Below are 17,749 nucleotides of genomic sequence, written 5' to 3'. Positions count from 1 at the left end.
GCGAATGCATAACTAAAATTTGCTTAATCAACTAGGAGGTCGAAAACTGTGGCATTTGAATTTAAACTTCCGGATATCGGGGAAGGTATCCACGAAGGCGAAATCGTAAAATGGTTTGTTAAGCCGAACGACGAGGTAGAAGAAGACGATGTTCTGGCTGAAGTGCAAAATGATAAAGCAGTGGTAGAAATTCCTTCACCTGTTAAAGGAAAAGTATTAGAATTAAAAGTTGAAGAGGGAACAGTTGCAACTGTTGGACAAACGATTATTACGTTTGACGCACCTGGTTACGAAGATCTTCAATTTAAAGGAAGCCATGATTCAGGAGAGGCGAAAACTGAGGCTCAAGTTCAGTCGTCTGCTGAAGCAGGGCAGGATATCTCTAAAGAAGAGACTCCTAAAGAGCCTGCAAAAGAAACCGGCGCAGGACAGCAGGACCAAGCGGAAGCTGATCCGAACAAACGCGTGATCGCCATGCCTTCCGTACGCAAATATGCCCGTGAAAAAGGCGTGGATATCCGTAAAGTAACAGGTTCAGGCAATAACGGACGTGTTGTAAAAGAAGATATCGACAGCTTTGCAAATGGAGGAGCGGCTCAAGAAGCGGCACCGCAAGAAACAGCTGCACCTCAGGAAACAGCTAAACCTGCAGCGGCTCAGGCTCCTGAAGGCGAATTCCCTGAAACACGCGAAAAAATGAGCGGTATCCGTAAAGCGATCGCGAAAGCAATGGTGAACTCTAAGCATACTGCACCGCACGTAACTCTTATGGATGAAGTTGACGTAACAAATCTTGTTGCTCACCGCAAACAGTTCAAACAAGTTGCTGCTGATCAAGGCATCAAGCTGACTTATCTGCCTTACGTCGTCAAAGCATTAACATCCGCTTTGAAAAAATTCCCTGTTTTAAACACATCTATTGATGATAAAACAGATGAAGTGATCCAAAAACATTACTTCAACATCGGAATTGCAGCGGATACCGAAAAAGGCCTGCTTGTGCCGGTAGTGAAAAATGCCGACCGTAAAGCCGTTTTCGAAATCTCTGATGAAATCAACAGCCTTGCTACAAAAGCGCGTGAAGGCAAGCTTGCACCTGCGGAAATGAAAGGCGCTTCTTGCACGATCACAAATATCGGTTCTGCCGGAGGCCAATGGTTCACACCGGTTATCAACCATCCAGAGGTTGCGATTCTCGGTATCGGCCGTATTGCTGAAAAAGCAATCGTCCGTGACGGTGAAATTGTAGCTGCTCCTGTCTTAGCTCTTTCTCTCAGCTTTGACCACCGTATGATTGACGGAGCAACTGCACAAAATGCGTTAAACCACATCAAGCGTTTACTGAACGATCCACAACTTATTTTAATGGAGGCGTAATGTTATGGTAGTAGGAGATTTCCCTATTGAAACAGATACTCTTGTGATTGGTGCGGGACCCGGCGGCTATGTAGCTGCCATCCGCGCTGCTCAGCTTGGACAAAAAGTAACAGTCGTTGAAAAAGCAACTCTTGGAGGCGTTTGTCTGAACGTCGGCTGTATTCCTTCAAAAGCGCTCATCAATGCAGGCCATCGTTACGAGAATGCAAAACATTCAGATGACATGGGGATCACTGCTGAGAACGTAACGGTTGACTTTACAAAAGTCCAAGAATGGAAAGCTTCTGTTGTAAATAAGCTTACCGGCGGTGTTGCAGGTCTTTTAAAAGGAAATAAAGTGGACGTTATAAAAGGGGAAGCTTATTTCGTAGACAGCAACTCTGTCCGCGTAATGGATGAGAACTCTGCGCAAACATACACATTTAAAAACGCAATCATTGCTACCGGTTCTCGCCCTATCGAATTGCCAAACTTCAAATATAGCGAACGCGTTCTGAACTCTACAGGCGCACTTGCGCTTAAAGAAATTCCGAAAAAGCTCGTTGTTATCGGCGGCGGATATATCGGTACTGAGCTTGGAACAGCGTATGCGAACTTCGGAACTGAATTGGTTATTTTAGAAGGCGGAGATGAAATTCTTCCTGGCTTCGAAAAACAAATGAGTTCTCTCGTTACCCGCAGACTGAAGAAAAAAGGCAACGTTGAAATCCATACAAGCGCCATGGCTAAAGGCGTTGAGGAAAGACCTGACGGCGTAACAGTTACATTCGAAGTAAAAGGCGAAGAAAAAACGGTTGATGCTGATTACGTATTAATCACTGTCGGACGCCGTCCGAACACTGATGAGCTCGGCCTTGAGCAAGTCGGTATCGAAATGACTGACCGCGGTGTCATTAAAACAGACAAGCAGTGCCGCACAAACGTACCGAACATTTACGCAATCGGTGACATCATTGACGGACCTCCATTGGCTCACAAAGCGTCTTACGAAGGTAAAATCGCTGCCGAAGCTATTTCAGGAGAGCCGGCTGAAATCGATTACCTCGGTATTCCGGCGGTTGTATTCTCTGAGCCTGAACTGGCTTCTGTCGGTTACACTGAAGCACAGGCGAAAGAAGAAGGCATTGAAGTCGTTGCAGCTAAGTTCCCGTTTGCAGCAAACGGACGTGCGCTGTCTCTTAACGAAACTGACGGCTTCATGAAGCTGATCACTCGTAAAGAAGACGGTCTTGTAATCGGTGCGCAAATTGCCGGCGCAAGCGCTTCTGACATGATTTCTGAATTGAGCCTGGCGATCGAAGGCGGAATGACTGCTGAAGATATCGCAATGACAATTCACGCTCACCCGACATTGGGCGAAATCACTATGGAAGCTGCCGAAGTAGCAATCGGAAGCCCGATCCATATCGTAAAATAATAATGTAACAAAGAAACAGCCCCCGTTTGTAAAAGCGGGGGCTGTTTTTATTGTGCAAGCACATGCTGCATAGGTTTGATGATATCCTCTTTTTTCTTTACGGATCCCTCAATCTTCATGACCACATGCCGATGATTGATCACCATCAGCGCAGGGAACGTGTTGATTTCCTCTTCCCATCCCTTTCTGTTGTCATAAACCTTCATTTGATCGACATGATGGGGATATTTCTTTTCTAAATCAAGAATCGCATCGTAATAAGGCACTTCTTTATCTATATGATTTTCATCGGAAAAAAACAAGATTTGAGTGTGATGAATGCTGTCGATCCGGTTTTTTGTGAATGGACTGACAGTAGAAACCGAACAGCTTGACAGAACGAACAGCATCAAAAAAAAGGGAATCACCGTACGGTAGCGCATCTATCTTACTCCTCTGTTTTATATAATATATTGGTTCATCCATTTATAAGGACTATATCAAGTGTATCACGAGAGGTGAAAAACCTAAGGCTTGTTACTGAATTGTTATATAATTGAAACCGTTTTTAATGAAGAAATAATACGTGTGACAACTTGCGCAGCCGATGTGTAAAAAAGGCACATTGTTTTTCGTGAGAGCGCTGTTTTTTCGTTATACTGGGAGCAAAACCATATCAGGAGGGATTGTCATGTATAAAGCCGCTGCAGCCGTCATATGTATGTGCTTACTTGCCGGCTGCCAATCAAATGAAAAGATGCAAACAAACAAACCCCATTCTCAAGCCGCGGCCAATCATGCCAAACGGGAAAACCACCATACAAAAGAGGAAAAACAGAAAAAACAGAAGGCGGAGCCCCGTTACTATATCAATCCGAAAAGCTTTTCTGTGGAAAAAATGGATGAACAGAAAGAGAAAAAACCGATCGCATTGGTAACGATCGATGACGCGCCTGATCAGCATGCCGCTGAGATTGCGGACAAACTGCACGATCTCAATGCGTCAGCGATCTTTTTTGTAAACGGACATTTTTTGAAAAAAGATGAAAATAAGAAAGCGCTTAAGCATATTCATGAGTTAGGTTTTATGATCGGTAATCATACAATGACTCATCAAAACTTAAAAGATCTTTCCGAGCAAAAACAACGGGAAGAAATCATTGGCGTCAATAAAGCGGTTGAAAAGGTAATAGGAGAGAAACCCGCATTTTTCAGGGCGCCTTTCGGAAGCAATACGGACTACAGTGACAGACTTATAAAAAAAGAAGGTATGGTGAAAATGAACTGGACCTTCGGGTATGATTGGGATCAGAAATATCAATCCAAAAAAGCGCTTACCGATATCACACTGAACAGTCCTTATCTGCGGGACGGGGCCAACATATTGATGCATGACCGGAAATGGACGGCGGAAGCCATGCCGGACATTGTAAAAGGATTGCGTCATAAAGGATATACTGTGATTGACCCTCGAGCTATAAAAAGACCGTAAAAAATAAATGTGTTATACAATTTATCAGTTGACATATTAAATGTGACATAATAATATAATAACAACAAGTAAAAATTAAGCGTTTTCAAATTCTGAGAAATGGGGAATGACAGATGGGTACAATTGTTTGCCAAGACTGTAACGAAGCGATTCATTACTTTGAGGATGAGAAGGTCACGACGTTATACGGAACATGCTGCGGACAATGCCAGTGTCATCTTGAAGAAGAGTAAAAAGCGTAAAAAGGCCCGAAACGATTTCGTTTCGGGCTTCTTTATGTTTATTGGATGGCTTTTTGCTCTTTGATGACTCTGATCATTTCAAGCGTTGCATCTTCGGGACCCTGCACAGGAAGGCCGGCGTCCAAGTTTTTAAAAATGTAGCTGATATTTTCTTCAGTAATGATCTCACCCGGAATAAAGATCGGAATTCCCGGCGGGTACACCATGACAAACTCTGCGATGATCCGTCCTGCGGATTCTTTTAACGGAATGACTTCCGTATTTGCGTAAAACGCGTCTCTTGGCGTCATCGCTAGCAGAGGAATTTCAGGAAGCAGAACTTCGGTTTGCTGATGAGCATAGTCATTGTCGGAAGCCTGCTTTGAAATGTCTGTAAGCGCGCTTACAAGACGGTCGGCATCTCCCGCTCTGTCGCCGGGGGTGAAAATACATAAAATATTATACAAATCGGACAGCTCGACTTCGATATTATATGATTCGCGGAGCCATTTTTCAACGTCATGACCCGTCAGTCCGAGGTTTTTGACCGAAATGATTAATTTAGTCGGATCATAACTGAATGCAGCTTTAGACCCTGTGATTTCTTCGCCGACACAGCGGATGCCTTCAATTTGATTGAGGCGTTTCCGTGTCTGATCCGCCAGCAGAATCGTATCTTCAAGAAGGTCGCGGCCTTCTGTAGCGAGGCGTTTTCTTGCGACATCCAGTGAAGCCAGAAGCAGATAGGATGTTGACGTTGTCGTCAGCATGCTTAAAATCGACTGTACTCTTTCTTTGGAAACAAGACCTTCTCTCACATTTAAAATGGAGCTCTGCGTCAGGGAGCCTCCCAATTTGTGCACGCTTGTGGCTGCCATATCAGCGCCCGCCTGCATGGCGGACAGAGGAAGCTTATCATGAAAATGAATATGCACGCCGTGCGCTTCATCGACAAGCACAGGCACATCGAAAGAATGCGCGAGCTTTACAATGCTGCTCAAGTCAGCTGCCACACCGAAGTACGTCGGATTTATGACAAGCAGGCCTTTTGCGTCAGGGTGCTCCGTCAAAGCCCGCTCGGCGGACTCAAGCGTAATGCCGTGAGAAATTCCGAGCTCATCGTCAATTTCCGGGTGAATAAAAATCGGCACCGCTCCGGAAAATACAATGGCCGACATAATGGATTTATGAACGTTTCTAGGGATGATGATTTTATCTCCGGGTCCGCATACGGCCATGACCATCGTCATAATGGCGCCGCTCGTCCCTTGTACGGAAAAGAAGGTATGGTCTGCGCCGAATGCTCGAGCGGCCAGATCCTGGGCTTCTTTAATGATGCCCTTTGGCGCATGTAAATCATCCAGGGGCTCGATATTAATTAAATCTATGCTTAACGCGTTTTCTCCGATAAATTGTCTGAATTCCGGATCCATTCCCGCGCCTTTTTTATGGCCCGGAATGTGGAATTGGACAGGCTGTCTGTCCGCGTGCTTTTTCAGTCCGCTGTACAGGGGTGTTTCATGTTGCGGCAATTGTTTTCCCACCTTTATCATAATACCTACGGATTAGTTTGTATTACATTCAGTTTTATTACCCGTTTTTTAAACGTAAAACAAATGAATTATATTATGAACTTGAAAGAAAGTAAAGAACAATTTATGATCTATGGAAGATGCTTATTTTGAGCATGATTATAAAGGAGTGAAGACATTTGGAATATCAATATCCGATGAATGAGGACTGGACGACAGAGGAGGCCGTGGATGTCATTGCTTTTTTTCAGCAGGTGGAAAACGCCTATGAAAAAGGAGCTGACCGAGACAGACTTCTGAATGCGTACCGCCGCTTTAAAGAAATCGTTCCCGGGAAAGCGGAGGAAAAGAAAATCTGCAGCCAATTTGAAGCTGACAGCACCTATTCCCCTTATCGGACTGTGAAACAGGCGAAACAATCAGATCAAGCGATTATCAAAATGTAGACAAAGCGAGCCGGCAATCGGCCCGCTTTTTATTTTATGAGACTTTCTGAGTCAGTGTGTATAAAAAGGAAAGCTTCCTAAAAGCATCTTCAATGGTTTGCAGGAATTCATTGTTGTTCATGTTGATCACGTCTTCTTTTTGCAGCTGAATGCCGCACAAAAGCTCTGCTTTTTTCACTGTCTGCAGGCGTTCAAATAATGTTTTCAGCTGCTCCTGATCCATGTCGGACTGCTTGTACGCCCCTGGCTTCGTATGATCCGGCGACCATACAAAATGACCGGGAATCTGTTTTGTGATGTCCTCCTGCTTCGCTTCCAGCAATCTGCCGTATTCCTCTTTTATCGGAGATTCATAAATGATGGCAAACCATACAAACATATGGGTGTCCCATAAACCGATCTGAAAGTGAGGGAGTTTCTTATACCCGCGTTTGCTGTTGGCAAAGGCAACCCAGCTGTCAGCCGGCGGGTTGACAGATCTTCTCGCGTGCTTGGCGACATGCGGAAACATTTCATCGCCTGTCAATGCTGACAATGTCGGTGCGAAATGCTCTCCTAACAAGGTCAGCTTCGGGCGGACTTGTTCTTTTAACACCTCCATGCGCGGATCTAAACCTTCTATTGTAAATGTATCGAAGTCTTCTTTTGTAAAACGCATCTGAGTCATCTTTTTCCTCCTTATCGTAAGTATTCATATTTTACCACAGCCGCCGCCGGCCGCAAAAACATTGAGAACGTTTGAGCCGAGAGGATTGGTGGTAAAAAACGAATAGGTAAACACACAATTTTAAGAATGTTGTTACAGCCGAATATAAGTTTCCATACGATATAAGAAGTATCATTAATAAATTGGAAAAATGGGATGCTTTTTTAACAAATGATCTCTGGAAGGGGCGAAAGACAATGAGGCAAGTGGTGAAGGAAGGATTCAGGGAGGAAAAAAATAACCGTGTAGCTGTCTGGAGACTAGAGGTTGATTATGAATTGGCAACCCTGTATGAGGCCATGCAAAAAGAGAATGCAGATCAAATCGATCTTAGCAAAAGAAAACTGGAACGTCTCAGAAAAGAATGGATTCGGCTTAACGGATAAAGAATAGTAAAAACGAACCGCAGGAAATGGTTCGTTTTTACGTGAGAAGGCATTTTTTTCATTTTCCTTGCTTTTTCATCGCCTTTATCAGTATGCTATAGAATAAGCTATACATAGAAAAGAGGTACACGGTATGACAAATTGGACGGAAATTGATGATATCGCAAAACAATGGGTAAAAGAAGCCGGAACGAGAATCAGACAATCCATGCAGGAAAGCTTGACGATTGAAACAAAATCAAATCCGAATGATTTAGTCACAAATATTGATAAAGAGACGGAACGCTTTTTCATTGACCGTATACAGGGAACTTTTCCCGGACACCGGATTCTCGGAGAAGAAGGGCAGGGAGATAAGCTCCGCTCCCTTGACGGAATCGTCTGGATCATTGATCCGATTGACGGAACGATGAATTTTGTCCATCAAAAGCGGCATTTCGCGATCTCCATCGGCATCTTTGAAGACGGAAAAGGCAAAATCGGCTTAATTTATGATGTGATGCAGGACGAGCTGTATCACGCATTCAGCGGAAAAGGGGCTTATCTGAACGACACGCCGCTTGCTCCTTTAAAAGAAGCTTCCATTGAAGAAGCCATTATTGCAATCAATGCCACATGGGTGACGGAAAACAGAAGGATTGACCCGAGTATTTTGGCGCCGCTCGTAAAACGGGTCAGAGGAACGCGTTCCTACGGTTCGGCGGCACTTGAGCTGGCCAGTGTTGCGGCCGGCCGCATTGACGCATACATTACGATGAGGCTCGCGCCGTGGGATTACGCTGCCGGCTGCGTGCTGCTGAACGAAGTCGGGGGCATTTACACGACCACAGACGGCGAACCGTTTACGTTTTTAGACAACCACAGCGTGCTTGCGGGCAATCCGGCAATACATAAAATTATCTTTGACGACTATTTACATGCTGACAGGTAGAGATTTTGAAGAAGAAGATCTCGGGTTTCTGGAGCAGCTGGCGGCTGCACACCCGGTGTGGAAAAACGAAGAGTTCGGAACAAAAAATGCGGCGGAGTTTATGCTTGCATACTCCATGTACAATGGAACGTGGCTCGTATGGGAGATTGACGGCGCTCCTGCCGCCGTCAGTTTTCATTTGGAATGGGCGCCTTCAAACGGAAAACCGTGGCTCGGAACCGTGGCCGTCGCTCCGGAGGCAAAAGAGAAAGGAATCGGACGCGCGGTCATTGAAAAGATTGCGGGCCGGCTGAGAGGGGAGCATAAAGCGATGTTTTCAGCCGTTCCCCTGGACAGGCAGGAATGGGTTTTGTTTTTAAGCCAATGCGGCTTTGAACAGCTTAAGCTTGAAAAAGACGATCGGGAAAAGACATATATGATCATGGTGAAGCCATTGTGAAATGTTTCAGATATAAAAAAGAGACCGGATTTCTCCGGTCTCTTTTCTTGTTTACAAGCCGACCGCATTCCAGGCCGCTTCTACGCTTGCAGCGTCTTGAGAGCCGTAAAGGTCCCGCGCTGATTGAATCAAAGCTGCTTTTGCATCTTTAAAGTTTGATGACGGAGTGAGATATACCGTTAGTGCGCGATAGTAAATCTGCTCCGCTTTTTTCACGCCGATTTTTGTAATCGTGTTGTAAGCGGCTTTGTTCGGAATTCCGCTGTTTGTATGCACGCCGCCGTAGTCGCCGGCATCAGTGTTCGGAAGGTTTTGATAATTTTTGTAATGGTCGGGCTGTCCGTATTTTGTCGGAGTGGATAAACTGCGGAGAGCCGGCTGGCTGACCGTAATATCTTCACCGATATCCCAGTCCTCAGTATCGTTGAAGTATCCGAATACATCAGAGAAGGATTCGTTTAAAGCGCCCGGCTGATTTTCATAGTTCAGGTTGGCTGTTTCCTGTGTAACACCGTGTGTCATTTCATGGGCCGTTACGTCCATTGAACCGGAAAGAGGCGAGAAGAATGAGCCGTCACCGTCACCGTAAATCATTTGGTCGCCGATCCAGGCCGCGTTATTGTATTTGCTGCCGTAATGAACAGAAGATACGATTTTGCCGCCTTTATTGTCGTAGCTGTTGCGTTTAAACGTCTGATAGAAATAATCGTACACTTTGCCGAGATTGTAATGCGCATCAACGGCAGCGCGCTGAGAAGAAGTTGTGAACTGGTTGGTAGTGCTTGATACGAGCGTGCCCGGCAGGTTATACTGTCGGTTTTGCAGATCGTACGTAATAATTTGCGTTCCGGTAGGTTTAGAAAGATCGCGCATTACATATTTGCCGCTTTCAGAAGAAATATTTAATGAGACCGTTTTTCCTTTAAGAGTCGTACCTGTTCCGGTTGCAGCGGCATGCTCCACTTTGTTTTGCTTTTTCAGGACTTTCCCTGTCTCCGCATCAACGGTTACTTCCCAGTTAGCTGGTTCCGGTTCGATGTAGCGGATGGTTACATCATAGGCGAGGCGGTATTTACCGTCTTTTGTGGCCGCTGCTTTCAGCTCGGCTTTGTTTTTGTTTGCAACGTTGCCGTTAGAGACGGCTTCAGGTGATTTGCCGATTGCTTTAAAAGCATGATCCAGCGCCTGATTTGCAGATAATTTTTTGCTGTTTGCCGTTTTGGCAGAAGCATCGTTGTTTAATTCACCGTTAATCGCATAGACATTGTTGGATTTATCGACGTGAATAATGACTTGCGAGTCTTTCACAGGCACACCGTTAACGACAGGCACATAACGGAAGTGCTTGTAGCCGAGATCATCAGTCGTGTGGTCAATCAGCTTCAGTCTCTCGGAAGGGTTGCCTTTGAAGACTTTGCCGTTTTGTTTCAAGTATTGCTTGATTGCTTTGTCACTGACTGAAGGCAATTCAGATTGCACCAAAGAATGCTTCGGCACAAAGTTCGTCAGGTTTTCTTTAAGCTGAGGATTCTCAGCGGCCTGAACACCCGGAAGACTGATAGTTAAACTCATAAAGGAAGCGGCGACAGCAACAGACAATTTCTTACCTAAACCCACAATAAATCCCCCTTTTTGAAAATAATGAAAACTTATATTGTTATAATAAACCAGCATTCTCTCATTCTGCAATATAAAACTAGACTCCGCTGATGAATTGATAGAATCGTCCCGGAAAGGCTTCCGGCGGCCGGCATCGGGGGATAAGCCGAGAGGCACGTGTTGAATCAGACATGAGTCGAATGATGCGATTTATTCTGAAAAAAATGACAAATGAAGTCGGGAAAAATGATAGGGGAAAAATGTTCCGATCTGTAAAACTTTTTTTATAGCCGTTTGTCTAAACGGGTGAGGCCTTAATAAACGAAAAGGATTGTTTCAGATGTCAGAGATTTTCAGTCATTTTATTCAGCATTTCGACAGGTATTTCAAGAGCTGTCTTACGAAGAGATTGCTGATGTTTTGGACTGGAGTCTTTCGAAGGTGAAGAGCACCCTGTACAGGGCGAGAATGCAGCTGAAACAGCACTTGGCGGAAAAAAGGAAGGACGGACAGATATGACTTGCTGTTTAGTGAGAGATTTACTCCCTTTATATATTGAAGGCGATTGTGAAACAGAAACGGAGCGATTTATTTCCCGTCATCTTGAATCATGCGGTAAGTGCGGGAGTTTATATCATATGATGAAGGAGCCGCTTGACCTCGGCAGCCCTGAGATGAAGGCGCCAGCCTGTTATGCAGAAGAAGAAAGGCGGTTTAAGGAACGGTATTACGGGAAGCTGCTGATAAAAGCAGCCTGTTTGTTCGGTGCTGTTTTCTTTATCATGTTGATCCTTAAACTGCTGATTTAAAAAAACGCCCGGCTGAATGACCGGGCGTTTTAATCCGTTTACTCAGCCGGATGAAAGGCTGTATAAATGCCTTCAAGCAATTCCTGGGGCAGTGAATTAAAGAATCCGGCACACAGCTTTGCTTCTTTTTTTCCTGCTCCTGCTTTTTCAGCAAGTTCCTGATCAAATGTATACACACCGTCTTCTTCAATCAGCGCAGATTGAAGGATATGAAGACTTTGGGAAAAAGCGGTGAACAGCTGATCAACGATAAGGGCCTCTTTTTCCGTAAAGCCAAGCTCCACCGCTTTTTCTTTATTAAATGTATATTCGCCGTCCGTTTTCTCAATACATTGGGAAAGTACGGTTAAAAATTCGGTTGAACTGTCCCACAGCTTTTGAATGATCTGGGCTTGTTCTTGATCTAATCCCAATTCAACCGCTTTTTTACCGTCAAAATAATAGACACCGTCTTTTTCGTAAATCGATTGGCTGATGATGTCTAAAAGCTTTGCCGCGTCTTCCGGTGTTTTCTCTGCGGAAGCCTCCAGGGCATGCGGTTCATTTGCCTGAATCGTTTTTGCGCCGGCAGAATCAAGCGGACTGAATGCAAGCAAGGCGGCTGAGGCGGTTGCGGCGGCAGTTACAGCGGTTTTCTTCAAAAAAGATGTTTTCATTTCGTTCTCTCCTTGTCATGTGTATTTGCTTACAGCCACAAGTATAAAAAGACAATGATGGAATTGAAATAGGAGGTATGGTATTTTCTGCATAACGATGCCGGACTATTTCAGACTGCATATTCTGAGGGAATCTGCTGATGTAACTAGAATGGGAGCTGTCATTTCCGGCTTCCTGACTAGGCGGCGGGGGAGATAAGCCTTACATCTGGAGCCTGTTTTGAGGATATAAAAAAGCCTGAATCTTTGATTCAGGCTTCATAAGATATTGTCTTTCCATGTTTACGGAATTTTGCAAAGGGTCATGCTTTTAATCAAGCAGTCCCTGTTCGCGCATTTTTTTCTTTACGGTGAAACCGCTTCCCATCATGGCGATAACAAGAACAATGCTTCCGATGATGCCCCATGCGCTTTTCTCAGCGATTGATACGCCGATCAGCATCATGCTGAAGACTGCTGCGAATGCAAATAATAATAAGAGCCAATTCAATTTTTTCATATTTCCATCCCCTTTAACGTCATACTTTCAGTTTACAGAAAAACGTAACGCTTTTAAAGAGGATGTGTGGTATAATATGAAAGTTATCTAATTTTTTTAGGAGATGAAAATGTGAAACTTCGAAACGATCTTCGCAACATCGCGATTATTGCCCACGTTGACCATGGGAAAACGACTTTGGTAGACCAATTGCTTCACCAAGCCGGAACATTCCGTGCCAACGAAAATATTGCCGAACGCGCAATGGATTCAAACGATCTTGAACGTGAACGCGGTATTACAATTCTTGCGAAAAATACTGCGATTAACTATAAAGATACACGCATTAATATTTTGGACACTCCGGGACACGCCGACTTCGGCGGAGAGGTAGAACGGATTATGAAAATGGTTGACGGCGTTCTGTTAGTCGTTGACGCATATGAAGGCTGCATGCCGCAAACCCGTTTCGTACTGAAAAAAGCCCTTGAGCAGAACTTAAATCCGGTTGTCGTCGTAAACAAAATCGACCGTGATTTCGCCCGCCCGGAAGAAGTCATTGATGAAGTGCTTGATTTGTTCATCGAGCTTGACGCAAACGAACAACAGCTTGAGTTCCCTGTCGTCTACGCTTCTGCGATTAACGGAACGGCAAGTCTGGATCCGAAAAAGCAGGACGAAAATATGGAATCACTGTATGAAACGATTCTTGAACATGTCCCTGCCCCGGTAGATAACGCCGAAGAGCCTCTTCAATTCCAAGTGGCGCTGCTTGATTACAATGATTATGTCGGCCGTATCGGTATCGGACGCGTTTTCCGCGGCACGATGAAAGTGGGTCAGCAGGTTTCATTGATGAAACTTGACGGAACGGTAAAATCATTCCGCGTAACGAAAATCTTCGGTTTCCAAGGATTGAAACGCGTGGAAATTGAAGAAGCGAGAGCGGGAGACCTCGTTGCCGTTTCGGGCATGGAAGACATCAACGTCGGTGAAACGGTTTGTCCGGCTGACCACCATGAGCCGCTGCCGGTTCTGCGCATTGATGAGCCTACGCTTCAAATGACATTTGTCGTAAACAACAGCCCGTTTGCAGGCCGTGAAGGCAAATATGTCACAGCCCGCAAAATTGAAGAGCGTCTGAACGCGCAGCTTCAAACAGACGTCAGTCTTCGTGTCGAACCGACTGCATCACCTGACGCATGGGTTGTTTCAGGACGCGGTGAGCTTCACCTGTCCATTTTAATTGAAAACATGCGCCGTGAAGGCTATGAGCTTCAAGTGTCTAAACCTGAAGTTATCATTAAGGAAATCGACGGCGTAAGCTGCGAGCCTGTTGAGCGCGTGCAGATTGACGTGCCTGAAGAGCATACCGGTTCTGTTATGGAATCAATGGGTGCGAGAAAAGGCGAAATGCTTGATATGATTAATAACGGAAACGGCCAGGTCCGCCTGATCTTTACCGTACCTTCACGCGGACTCATCGGCTATTCTACTGAGTTTCTGTCACTGACACGCGGTTTCGGTATCCTGAACCACACGTTTGACAGCTATCAGCCGATGCAAAAAGGCCAAGTCGGAGGCCGGCGTCAGGGTGTGCTCGTTTCCATGGAAAACGGAAAAGCGACATCTTACGGAATTCAAGGTATTGAAGACCGCGGCGTCATCTTCGTTGAGCCTGGAACAGAAGTATATGAAGGCATGATTGTCGGCGAACATAACCGTGACAATGACCTTGTCGTCAATGTCAGCAAAATGAAACAGCAGACAAACGTCCGTTCCGCTACGAAGGATCAAACGACTACGATTAAGAAAGCGCGCATTATGTCGCTTGAAGAATCACTCGAGTACTTAAACGAAGATGAATACTGTGAAGTAACGCCGGAATCCATCCGTTTAAGAAAGAAAATCCTGAATAAAAACGAACGTGAAAAAGCGGCGAAAAAGAAAAAAACAGCAGGAATGTCTTAATCACTTGCAGAATTTGAAAAGGTAGAACCCGAACGGAAAAGGGGAGGGGGATCCTTTTGAATGAAGTAAGTGAACGGCTGTCGTTCTTTGCGGCTCTTTACCAAGTGGATGAGCATCCGCTGTCGGGAATGTGGCTGTTATACGGAACGATCGTCGTGCTTTCGGTGATTGTATTTAAACTCGGCTTTGCCAAACGGCTGCCGGTGTTGAAGGCTGCGGCAGTTTATCTCTTTCTCGTGCTCGGCTGCACCGTACTGACTTTTTTCGGTGTGTTTCTGCCGGTCGGAGAAGGGCTTGTTGTCGCCGCCTTGATTTTGATCGTTTACAAAATCCGTCTGCACCAGTCCAAAAAAAGCCAGTCAGCTAAACCGCAATAAAAAAATGACCTTGCCTTCCGGCGGGTCATTTTTTTATTCGGTTTATTTTTTCAGTTTATCTTTTTTCGCTTTTTGTCCGGGATGAAAGGAAAAGTGTCCGGTATTCAGCCGCGCCTCCGTTTTGACTTTGATTCGGTCATGGCATTCCCGGCACATATATGTATGAATCGGACGATTGCGGAGGCGTTTGGCTGTCAGTGTTTCATCATCAATTTGTTCGATTTTGTCGCAAATGGAACATTTTACTCTCATTGATTTTTCACCTCTTTCACTATGACAAGCATTATATCATGGATGCCCCTCCTGCCAAAGGGAAAGAAAGCAGCGCCCTTCCTTTGGAGCGGGCGCTGCTTTTTACCGGCGGTTTTTCATATGATGATCCGATTGATCGTTCTGTTCGTTCTGCAGCTTGTTCTGGTCTCTTTGGTTCAGCTGATCATCATTTGATTGAGTCGGTGATTCTTTTTCATTGTCGGTCACATCATTCGGGACTTCTGGCATGACACGGCCGACGATGGCGGCAAGTTCGTCCAAAATGCCTGAAACGGGGCGGCCGGCCTTAATGTCGCTGCCCATGCCTCTCAGACGGGAAACCGTATCAGGATCAGCCACGACAACGGCATTGGCGCCGTAAGGATCGTTTTTTAACGCCTGGGCAACCGTGTATTTAATGCTCTCCACTTTACTTCTTTCTAAATTGTCATCCACATCGATACCGACAACGGAGTATCTTCCGAGTACAACCGCGGTGGCATCTGAAATGCCGGGGATTTTTTCGGTTACCTCGACGAGATGCTTAGCGATGTCTGTCCGGCCGGGATTTTCAGCTGCCTCAGGAGCCGTATTTTTCACATGGATCGGTTTTCCATCGCGCTGATCGGCTGATTCGTTCTGAATATTGCGGCCGCGGCCGTCCTGTACAGCAGTGCAGCCGGTAAGGATAAACAAGGCTTGTATGATAATGAAAAGAATTCGCACGTCAGATTTCCTCCTTGAATGCTTTCATTTATTTTATTGTTGAATTAACCTTCTATCTTTATTCACCAAATCATATATTTTAGCAGGCATCCCCGTTTTTCGTGGAAAGAGAAGCACACGATGGGCTTTGATCCTTATTTCAGGAGGCTGAGACTTGAGTAAAATTTATGTGTTAGATACGAATGTACTTTTGCAGGATCCTAACGCCATTTTTTCCTTTGAAGAAAACGAAGTTGTCATCCCCGCCGTCGTGCTGGAAGAGGTCGATTCAAAAAAGCGGTATATGGACGAGGTCGGGAGAAATGCGAGGCACGTATCTAAGCTGATAGACGGGCTCAGGGAGAAAGGAAGGCTGCACGAGAAAGTTCCGCTTGAAAGCGGAGGAACGCTCAGAATTGAACTGAACCACCGGTCATTTCACCAGCTCCAAGAAATTTTTATCGAAAAAACGAATGATAACCGCATTTTGGCGGTGGCAAAAAATTTAAGCCTTGAGGAGGAAACGAAAGAAAACGGCCGCCTCGTCATCCTGGTCAGCAAAGATGTGCTTGTCAGGGTAAAGGCGGATGCCATCGGGCTTTTGGCGGAGGACTTTTTAAACGACAGAGTCGTTGACCATGATGAAATATATAGCGGGTACAAAGATATATTTATGAATAAAGAGCGGTTTGCCTCGTTTTATAAAAACAAACAAATTTCAGTCAAGGAGCTTCAGCAGCATCAGGTTTATCCGAATCAATTTGTGCTGATGAAAGATGAATTAGGAGGATCTTCGTCTGCGGTCGGCATGACAGATAAGAAAGGCGAGACCGTAAAAAGACTCGTTTTCGATGATGAGCACGTATGGGGTATCAGGCCGAAGAACGTTCAGCAGACAATGGCGCTTGAACTCCTGCTGAGGGAAGATATCCCGCTCGTCACCCTGATCGGAAAAGCGGGAACGGGAAAAACCTTGCTTGCTCTCGCGGCAGGGCTTCTGCAGACGGAGGATCTCGGTATTTATAAAAAACTGATCGTCGCGCGTCCCATCGTCCCGGTGGGAAAGGATATCGGATATTTGCCTGGCGAAAAAGAGGAAAAGCTCAAGCCGTGGATGCAGCCGATCTTTGATAATCTTGAATTTTTATTCAATGCGAAAAAGCCGGGTGAACTTGAAGCGATTTTGGCAGGAATCGGATCGATTCAGGTGGAGGCGCTGACATACATTCGGGGAAGAAGCATTCCGGATCAGTTTATTATTATTGATGAGGCTCAGAATTTGACGAGGCACGAGGTCAAAACGCTTTTGACTCGGGTGGGAGAGGGCAGCAAAATTGTCCTGATGGGCGATCCGGAGCAAATAGATCACCCATACTTAGACAGTTTAAATAACGGACTTGCTTATGTGGTAGAACGGTTTAAAGAACAAACCGTCTCCGGCAGCGTGAAGCTTGTGAAAGGTGAGAGATCCGGCCTTGCACAGCTTGCCGCCGATTTGTTATAAAACTTCGATTTCTGTGACGCCCGTTATCGGTTTTTCAAAGTCTCCGTCCACGTAAAAATGGACCGGGCCGCCGTCTTGAAGGGGTTTCCCCGCATCGCTGAAATGCGCGATTGCGTCCATCGCCTTTTCTAGCGGCACTTCGGTTCTTTCTGATTTTGAAATAAATGCGCACAGGACAGCGCTTTCTTTTGGCTCGGCATTTGCTAAAACAGCGCCGAGCTTCATGGCGAAGCTGCCGTTCATCAGTCTTTCTTTTTCATAACGTTTTTCGCTTTTTAAAGTCGGCGGCGAAATGCGCCCTTCTCTGATCACCCGTTCCGGATCAAGCGTATGCTCCTGGGTTTCTGCAGAGCCGTCCGGATGAACGGGCTGATTTTTTTCAAACGGAAACTTGCGGTCATCGAAAATCCAGACACTCGGATCAATTGTAATCGGATATGTAACATTGCCTTTTACCTGAATAACGCTCATG

Annotated in this window: 21 protein-coding genes and 1 pseudogene; 13 read left to right on the top strand and 9 right to left on the bottom strand. The window is 45.5% G+C overall.

Going from position 1 to position 17,749, the window contains the following annotated elements:
• The first annotated feature begins 48 nt into the window (after window positions 1–48).
• Entirely contained in the window at window positions 49–1,377 is a 1,329-nt protein-coding gene (gene pdhC, locus BGM27_RS02135) for a pyruvate dehydrogenase complex dihydrolipoyllysine-residue acetyltransferase (RefSeq protein ID WP_003154526.1), read from the top strand.
• Between the two features lie 4 nt (window positions 1,378–1,381).
• Window positions 1,382–2,794, top strand: coding sequence for a dihydrolipoyl dehydrogenase (gene lpdA, locus BGM27_RS02130; protein WP_007409663.1), 1,413 nt, complete (start codon window positions 1,382–1,384; stop codon window positions 2,792–2,794).
• A gap of 47 nt (window positions 2,795–2,841) precedes the next feature.
• Here the strand turns inward: lpdA and BGM27_RS02125 are convergent, their stop codons facing one another.
• Window positions 2,842–3,216, bottom strand: a complete 375-nt coding sequence (locus BGM27_RS02125) for a hypothetical protein (protein WP_007409664.1) — start codon at window positions 3,214–3,216, stop codon at window positions 2,842–2,844.
• A gap of 248 nt (window positions 3,217–3,464) precedes the next feature.
• Between BGM27_RS02125 and BGM27_RS02120 the strand changes: the two genes are divergently transcribed.
• Together BGM27_RS02120 and BGM27_RS02115 are read left to right on the top strand one after the other, a co-directional pair.
• Window positions 3,465–4,265, top strand: a complete 801-nt coding sequence (locus tag BGM27_RS02120; protein WP_007409665.1) for a polysaccharide deacetylase family protein — start codon at window positions 3,465–3,467, stop codon at window positions 4,263–4,265.
• Window positions 4,266–4,378: 113 nt separating this feature from the next.
• Entirely contained in the window at window positions 4,379–4,498 is a 120-nt protein-coding gene (locus tag BGM27_RS02115; protein ID WP_003154518.1) for a GapA-binding peptide SR1P, read from the top strand.
• Window positions 4,499–4,545: 47 nt separating this feature from the next.
• Here BGM27_RS02115 and BGM27_RS02110 read toward each other — a convergent pair whose 3' ends face one another.
• Window positions 4,546–6,018 (bottom strand): aminotransferase class I/II-fold pyridoxal phosphate-dependent enzyme, encoded by a 1,473-nt coding sequence (locus BGM27_RS02110; RefSeq protein ID WP_007409666.1) that lies wholly within the window; start codon window positions 6,016–6,018, stop codon window positions 4,546–4,548.
• Window positions 6,019–6,197: 179 nt separating this feature from the next.
• Between BGM27_RS02110 and BGM27_RS02105 the strand changes: the two genes are divergently transcribed.
• Window positions 6,198–6,464 (top strand): UPF0223 family protein, encoded by a 267-nt coding sequence (locus BGM27_RS02105; RefSeq protein WP_007409667.1) that lies wholly within the window; start codon window positions 6,198–6,200, stop codon window positions 6,462–6,464.
• Between the two features lie 34 nt (window positions 6,465–6,498).
• Here BGM27_RS02105 and BGM27_RS02100 read toward each other — a convergent pair whose 3' ends face one another.
• The gene (locus BGM27_RS02100; protein ID WP_007409668.1) at window positions 6,499–7,131 is read right to left on the bottom strand and encodes a DUF1054 domain-containing protein; all 633 of its coding nucleotides are present in this window, start codon (window positions 7,129–7,131) and stop codon (window positions 6,499–6,501) included.
• A 236-nt stretch (window positions 7,132–7,367) separates the two neighbouring features.
• On the opposite strand from BGM27_RS02100, the gene BGM27_RS02095 reads away from it, so the two are divergent.
• The 3 genes from BGM27_RS02095 (at window position 7,368) to BGM27_RS02085 (ending at window position 8,926) form a co-directional block, all read left to right on the top strand.
• Window positions 7,368–7,556 carry a hypothetical protein gene (locus tag BGM27_RS02095; RefSeq protein WP_007409669.1) on the top strand — a complete coding sequence of 63 codons (189 nt, stop codon included), beginning with the start codon at window positions 7,368–7,370 and terminating at the stop codon, window positions 7,554–7,556.
• A gap of 133 nt (window positions 7,557–7,689) precedes the next feature.
• Complete coding sequence (gene suhB / locus BGM27_RS02090; protein ID WP_007409670.1) at window positions 7,690–8,487, top strand: inositol-1-monophosphatase; 798 nt, start codon at window positions 7,690–7,692, stop codon at window positions 8,485–8,487.
• The gene (locus BGM27_RS02085; RefSeq protein ID WP_007409671.1) at window positions 8,474–8,926 is read left to right on the top strand and encodes a GNAT family N-acetyltransferase; all 453 of its coding nucleotides are present in this window, start codon (window positions 8,474–8,476) and stop codon (window positions 8,924–8,926) included. The genes suhB and BGM27_RS02085 overlap by 14 nt, the downstream gene beginning before the upstream one ends.
• Window positions 8,927–8,977: 51 nt before the next feature.
• On the opposite strand, the gene BGM27_RS02080 is transcribed toward BGM27_RS02085, so the two are convergent.
• Window positions 8,978–10,543, bottom strand: a complete 1,566-nt coding sequence (locus BGM27_RS02080; protein ID WP_007409672.1) for a M4 family metallopeptidase — start codon at window positions 10,541–10,543, stop codon at window positions 8,978–8,980.
• Window positions 10,544–10,909: 366 nt separating this feature from the next.
• Between BGM27_RS02080 and BGM27_RS02075 the strand changes: the two are divergent.
• Window positions 10,910–11,044, top strand: a pseudogene (locus BGM27_RS02075) (RNA polymerase sigma factor); the annotation flags it as partial.
• Entirely contained in the window at window positions 11,041–11,334 is a 294-nt protein-coding gene (locus BGM27_RS02070) for an anti-sigma factor family protein (RefSeq protein WP_007409673.1), read from the top strand. The pseudogene BGM27_RS02075 and the gene BGM27_RS02070, both read left to right, overlap by 4 nt.
• A gap of 38 nt (window positions 11,335–11,372) precedes the next feature.
• Here BGM27_RS02070 and BGM27_RS02065 read toward each other — a convergent pair whose 3' ends face one another.
• The gene (locus BGM27_RS02065) at window positions 11,373–11,990 is read right to left on the bottom strand and encodes a hypothetical protein (protein ID WP_007409674.1); all 618 of its coding nucleotides are present in this window, start codon (window positions 11,988–11,990) and stop codon (window positions 11,373–11,375) included.
• A 310-nt stretch (window positions 11,991–12,300) separates the two neighbouring features.
• Complete coding sequence (locus tag BGM27_RS02060) at window positions 12,301–12,489, bottom strand: YlaF family protein (protein WP_003154504.1); 189 nt, start codon at window positions 12,487–12,489, stop codon at window positions 12,301–12,303.
• A 111-nt stretch (window positions 12,490–12,600) separates the two neighbouring features.
• Between BGM27_RS02060 and typA the strand changes: the two genes are divergently transcribed.
• On the top strand, window positions 12,601–14,439 hold the full coding sequence (gene typA / locus BGM27_RS02055) for a translational GTPase TypA (protein ID WP_007409675.1): 1,839 nt from the start codon (window positions 12,601–12,603) through the stop codon (window positions 14,437–14,439).
• 56 nt (window positions 14,440–14,495) lie between these two features.
• Window positions 14,496–14,816: a YlaH-like family protein gene (locus BGM27_RS02050; protein ID WP_007409676.1), complete on the top strand. Its 321-nt coding sequence runs from the start codon at window positions 14,496–14,498 to the stop codon at window positions 14,814–14,816.
• A gap of 42 nt (window positions 14,817–14,858) precedes the next feature.
• Here BGM27_RS02050 and BGM27_RS02045 read toward each other — a convergent pair whose 3' ends face one another.
• Both BGM27_RS02045 and BGM27_RS02040 read right to left on the bottom strand, forming a co-directional pair.
• Entirely contained in the window at window positions 14,859–15,068 is a 210-nt protein-coding gene (locus tag BGM27_RS02045; protein ID WP_007409677.1) for a YlaI family protein, read from the bottom strand.
• Window positions 15,069–15,170: 102 nt separating this feature from the next.
• Window positions 15,171–15,794 (bottom strand): YhcN/YlaJ family sporulation lipoprotein, encoded by a 624-nt coding sequence (locus BGM27_RS02040; RefSeq protein WP_007409678.1) that lies wholly within the window; start codon window positions 15,792–15,794, stop codon window positions 15,171–15,173.
• A gap of 154 nt (window positions 15,795–15,948) precedes the next feature.
• Between BGM27_RS02040 and BGM27_RS02035 the strand changes: the two genes are divergently transcribed.
• Window positions 15,949–17,277, top strand: coding sequence for a PhoH family protein (locus BGM27_RS02035; protein WP_007409679.1), 1,329 nt, complete (start codon window positions 15,949–15,951; stop codon window positions 17,275–17,277).
• Here BGM27_RS02035 and BGM27_RS02030 read toward each other — a convergent pair.
• Entirely contained in the window at window positions 17,272–17,748 is a 477-nt protein-coding gene (locus tag BGM27_RS02030) for a hypothetical protein (RefSeq protein ID WP_007409680.1), read from the bottom strand. The two genes, BGM27_RS02035 and BGM27_RS02030, sit on opposite strands and share 6 nt — an antisense overlap.
• Window position 17,749: the final 1 nt, after the last annotated feature.

The sequence above is a fragment of the Bacillus sp. FJAT-27001 genome, assembly GCF_019039175.1.
In the GTDB taxonomy this organism is placed as follows: Bacteria; Bacillota; Bacilli; order Bacillales; family Bacillaceae; genus Bacillus; species Bacillus velezensis.
Note: the sequence above shows the minus strand (reverse complement) of the source record. Positions and strands in the feature narration are given on the sequence as shown.

What these genes read in the sequence shown, in the direction of transcription:
- lpdA (WP_007409663.1), top strand. Translation starts at nt 1,382, where the DNA reads ATGGTAGTAGGAGATTTCCCTATTGAAACAGATACTCTTGTGATTGGT.
- BGM27_RS02125 (WP_007409664.1), bottom strand. Translation starts at nt 3,216, where the DNA reads ATGCGCTACCGTACGGTGATTCCCTTTTTTTTGATGCTGTTCGTTCTG.
- BGM27_RS02120 (WP_007409665.1), top strand. Translation starts at nt 3,465, where the DNA reads ATGTATAAAGCCGCTGCAGCCGTCATATGTATGTGCTTACTTGCCGGC.
- BGM27_RS02115 (WP_003154518.1), top strand. Translation starts at nt 4,379, where the DNA reads ATGGGTACAATTGTTTGCCAAGACTGTAACGAAGCGATTCATTACTTT.
- BGM27_RS02100 (WP_007409668.1), bottom strand. Translation starts at nt 7,131, where the DNA reads ATGACTCAGATGCGTTTTACAAAAGAAGACTTCGATACATTTACAATA.
- BGM27_RS02095 (WP_007409669.1), top strand. Translation starts at nt 7,368, where the DNA reads ATGAGGCAAGTGGTGAAGGAAGGATTCAGGGAGGAAAAAAATAACCGT.
- suhB (WP_007409670.1), top strand. Translation starts at nt 7,690, where the DNA reads ATGACAAATTGGACGGAAATTGATGATATCGCAAAACAATGGGTAAAA.
- BGM27_RS02085 (WP_007409671.1), top strand. Translation starts at nt 8,474, where the DNA reads ATGCTGACAGGTAGAGATTTTGAAGAAGAAGATCTCGGGTTTCTGGAG.
- BGM27_RS02070 (WP_007409673.1), top strand. Translation starts at nt 11,041, where the DNA reads ATGACTTGCTGTTTAGTGAGAGATTTACTCCCTTTATATATTGAAGGC.
- BGM27_RS02065 (WP_007409674.1), bottom strand. Translation starts at nt 11,990, where the DNA reads ATGAAAACATCTTTTTTGAAGAAAACCGCTGTAACTGCCGCCGCAACC.
- BGM27_RS02060 (WP_003154504.1), bottom strand. Translation starts at nt 12,489, where the DNA reads ATGAAAAAATTGAATTGGCTCTTATTATTATTTGCATTCGCAGCAGTC.
- BGM27_RS02045 (WP_007409677.1), bottom strand. Translation starts at nt 15,068, where the DNA reads ATGAGAGTAAAATGTTCCATTTGCGACAAAATCGAACAAATTGATGAT.
- BGM27_RS02030 (WP_007409680.1), bottom strand. Translation starts at nt 17,748, where the DNA reads ATGAGCGTTATTCAGGTAAAAGGCAATGTTACATATCCGATTACAATT.